The sequence below is a fragment of the Helicobacter sp. 13S00401-1 genome (assembly GCF_002272925.1).
GTDB lineage: Bacteria > Campylobacterota > Campylobacteria > Campylobacterales > Helicobacteraceae > Helicobacter_I.
The window spans coordinates 1-4,043 of the sequence record NZ_MLAR01000029.1 but is presented as its reverse complement, the minus strand read 5'-3'; the positions used below and the strand labels follow the sequence as shown (position 1 = coordinate 4,043).

Sequence of the window (4,043 nt, the reverse complement as noted above, 5' to 3'; positions counted from 1 at the left end):
TAAATATTTTTATTAATGTTATTTCTCCATTTCTCTTATTTCCCTCCAAAATAGTAGGTATAGTTAAGGCTGATATCACTACTTGCCATGCCTTGAACTGTGTTTCTAAAGTAGTATTGATACTCTAGTGATACTGCTTGATGTTTCCCAAAAAAGGCTATAAGACCAGCTTTTGCAGTAGGTAAGATAGTAGGTGTGTTGTTGGCATTTCTATTAGCTCTTTGCCTATCAGCATTAGCTGCTGCTATAGCCTTTTTGTTCATATCTTCAAGTTGTTGTTGAAGTGTTGCTATCTTTTGTGCTTGAGCTTGAAGCTGCTTAGCATTGTTATCATTACTTGCTTTAGCTGCTCCCTCTGCATCTGTGAGTTGTTGTTGAAGTGTGACTATTTGCGCAGCTTGAGCACCTATGGTTCCGCTAGTTGTTAGTGTATTCTTAGCTGTAGTTAGTGCATCATCACCTGGTTTTACGGTTGAAGTATAGACATCAGAGCTTATTAGCCCTGCGTTTTGTAAGGCCTGTAAATTATTTTTAGCTGTGGATAGCTCAGAACTTGCTTGCTGTATCTTTGCTGAAGCTTGTTGTATATTTGAAGTGTTATTTGGATCCCCAGCTAGTGTTTTTGCTTCATTTGCTGTAGTTGTTACAGTGCTTATTTGACTTGTTGTATTGCTAATAGCTGCAGCTTTAGCATTTGCTATGGCACTAGTAGCCGTACTTCGATCAAAACTTGGTGCTGATGAGGCATATGAGCCCATGTATCTACTACGCCATAAACCTGAATATTCACTTGCTTCACTTAGTTCTTTTTGTGCGTTTTGATAGGACTGTATGCCTTGTGTTATATTTCCAGAGTTAAATTGTGTTAGTGCATTACTGGCATAAGTATTAGCTTGAGCATTTGCAGTATTAAACTTATCTATTAAATCTTGGCCTCCGATAGCTACTGCAGCCCCTATTACTGTGTTACTATTCCCACTTCCACTATTAACATTATCATGAGTTCTTATAGCAAGTCCAGCTCCTAGTATATAACCTAACTTAACATAACCACTAGCTCCAACTTTAAAAGCTTGTATAAAGTCTAGATTCAAAGAATACTGAGGATTAAAGTTTGAACTTGCACCTAAAGAGTTAGCTCCTACTCCAATAGTTGCTTGTAAACCTAAAGTACTATTTCTAGTAGTAGTAAAGATTCCAGTACCTAGCTTTAACTTAGCATCTACTCCTGCATTAGGAGTACTTAAAGTAAAACCACCATTTTCACTTGTAGCACTTACTCCAGTTCCTACTCCTGCCCCTAGTAAAAACCTAACTCCATTTATGTCATTACTACTAGTTTCTGACCTTACCTCGCTACTTCTTAATCTTTTGTGTCCTTCTGCAGCCATAGCCATAGAACTAAAACTAGCTATTAATGTAGTAGCTAAGATTATCCTAGTAGCCTTATTAGTAGCTTTTTTATAAGCTTGTTTAGTAACTTCTTTCATGTTTTTATCCTTTTCTTTCAATTTGTCTGTTTTCATTTTTGTTTTTAACTTTTTGCTTCATCCATATACTTGTTAAATTTCATTCATCTATTCTTTTACTTTCATATTTCCCTAGTTGCCTCCAAAATAGTAGGTATAGTTAAGGCTGATATCACTAGTAGGTATAGAGTTAATCTTGCTAGTATTAAAGTAGTACTGATACTCTAAAGACACACTTTGCTTACTTCCTATAAAAGCTATAATCCCAACCTTTGCAGTAGGTAGTATGGTAGGCATAGCATTTTCTTTATTTTCTTGTTCTCTTGCAGCCTTAGCAGCAGCTATGGCTCTTTCTTCTTGTTCTTTTTTAGCTTTAGCTAGTTTCACACCTTCTAATTCTTTTTGTGCAGCTTTTAGTTGATCTAACTGGGCACTTAGATTAGTTAAAAGTTCATCTGCACTTTTTTGAGTATCTTTTCTATCTCCATCAAGTGTTGCTATCTTATAAGTTACATCTGCTATCTTAGAAAGTAAACTAGAGTTAGTTGTAGTTAGATTTGCTATTTGAGTATTTAGAGTGCTTTTATCTTTAGTAAGTCCATCTATAGTACTTTGAAGCTCTACTCCTGTTTTTCTAAGACTTTCTATAGTAGTTGCATTAGTCTTAGCAGTATCACTTAGGTTTTTAATAGACTGAGCTTGAGTTTGAAGACTAGATAAGATTCCACTTAATTCACTAGCCATATCAGCATTATTATCTTTTATATCTTGTGTAGTAGTGCTTGCATTATTAGTAGTATCTTGGAGTTTAGATACTGCATCTTTAATCTTTCCTAGATTAGTTGCATACTGAGACTTTAGTTCATCTAGTGAACTTGAAGCATCACTGTATTCTTTTTGTATCTGTGCTATTTTTGCATCTGATTGAAGCTTAGCTTGCGCTGTAGCATCTTGTGCAGCTTTAGCATCTTGTTTAAGACTAGCTATTTGTGCTTCTAGTGTAGTTATATTAGTTGCTTGAGTTCCATTAGTTGTTTGTAATGCACTTAGTTTATCTTGTAAGTCTTTATTGCCATTAGTTAGACTTTGTATACTTGCTTGTGCTGTTTTATTTTGAGATTGTAAAGTTGATATCTGACCTTCTAGGTTAGTCTTAGTAGTATTTAGATTTGCTATTTGAGATTCTAAGTTAGTCTTAGTAGTAGTTAAAGAATCTATTTGGGATTGAAGAGTAGCTTGAGTAGCACTTGCTTGAGCCTGAGCATCTTTTAAAGCCTTAGCATCTTTATCACTTTTTGCAATCTGAGCTTGAAGCTGGGTACTAAGAGAGTCTTTTTGAGATTCTAAAGATGCAAGCTTAGAGTTAATCTTAGTTAACTCATCTGATGTTGTCTTAAGTTGAGAGTTTGTTGAGACATATTGTTTATTTGCTTGATCTAGCTTGGATTGTAAGGCTGCGTTTTGTTGTGTTAGGGTCTGTATTTGATTCCCTACATTGCTGATAGCTGCATCAACTTTTGTCATAACAGTCTGAACTTCAGATTGGTCAAAACTTGGTGCTGATGAGGCATATGAGCCCATGTACCTACTACGCCATAAACCTTCATAATTATATGATTCACTTAGTGATTTTTGCGCATCTAGGTAGTACTGTACACCTTGTGTCATATCTCCATACTGGAATTGTGTTAGTGCCATATTGGCATAATTGATAGCTTGAGCATTGGCAGCGTTAAATGAATCTATTAAACTTTGACCTGCTACTGCAGCTCCCCCAACCACAGTATTACTATCACCACTTCCACTATTATAAGCAGAGTTAGATCTTATAGCAGCTCCAACTCCTACTATATAACCTAGCTTAAAGTAACCACTACTAGTTACATTAAACACTTGCATAAAATCTAAGTTTATAAAATACTGTGGAGCATAATTAGAAGTACTTAAGACATTATTAGCCCCAGCTCCTATACTAGCTTTTAAACCTATAGTGCTTCCACTACTTAAAGTTTTAAAAAATGTAGTCCCTAAGCTTAATCTTGCATTTAATCTTTTATCACTTTTATAAAAATCTTTTAAGTTACTTCCTAGTCCACTTCCTACTCCTAGCCCTAGATTAAACCTAAGACCATTAATATCATACTTGCTAGAGTTACTAGAACTTTCTTCACTACTAGAATCTTCTTTATTACTACCTCCAAGCATCGCTAAAGTTCCTATAGACTTAGAACTTCCTATAGAGTTAGTTTTATCATTAAGTGCAAACTTAGAGTTAAAAATGTCACTATTTTTCTTACTACTAATGTTAGTATTGCTATTACTTTTACTTATAGAACTTTCACTAGCTAGAGCTATGGTGCTTAAAGTAGCTATTAGACTAGAACATAGGAATATAGTTTTAATTTTTTTCATTATTTCCCTCCAAAATAGTAGGTATAGTTAAGGCTGATATCACTACTTGCCATGCCTTGAACTGTGTTTCTAAAGTAGTACTGATACTCTAAAGACACTGCTTGATGTTTTCCAAAAAAGGCTATAGGACCAGCTTTAAGCGTAGGAAGGATAGAAGGAGTG

At 35.0% G+C, this 4,043-nt stretch carries 2 protein-coding genes; both read right to left on the bottom strand.

All coding sequences use genetic code 11. From position 1 onward, the window contains the following. Positions 1–35: 35 nt before the first annotated feature. Positions 36–1,490, bottom strand: a complete 1,455-nt coding sequence (locus BKH43_RS08235) for a hypothetical protein (protein ID WP_095230458.1) — start codon at positions 1,488–1,490, stop codon at positions 36–38. Between the two features lie 111 nt (positions 1,491–1,601). Further along, on the bottom strand, positions 1,602–3,881 hold the full coding sequence (locus BKH43_RS08230; RefSeq protein ID WP_095230456.1) for a hypothetical protein: 2,280 nt from the start codon (positions 3,879–3,881) through the stop codon (positions 1,602–1,604). Positions 3,882–4,043 lie beyond the last annotated feature (162 nt).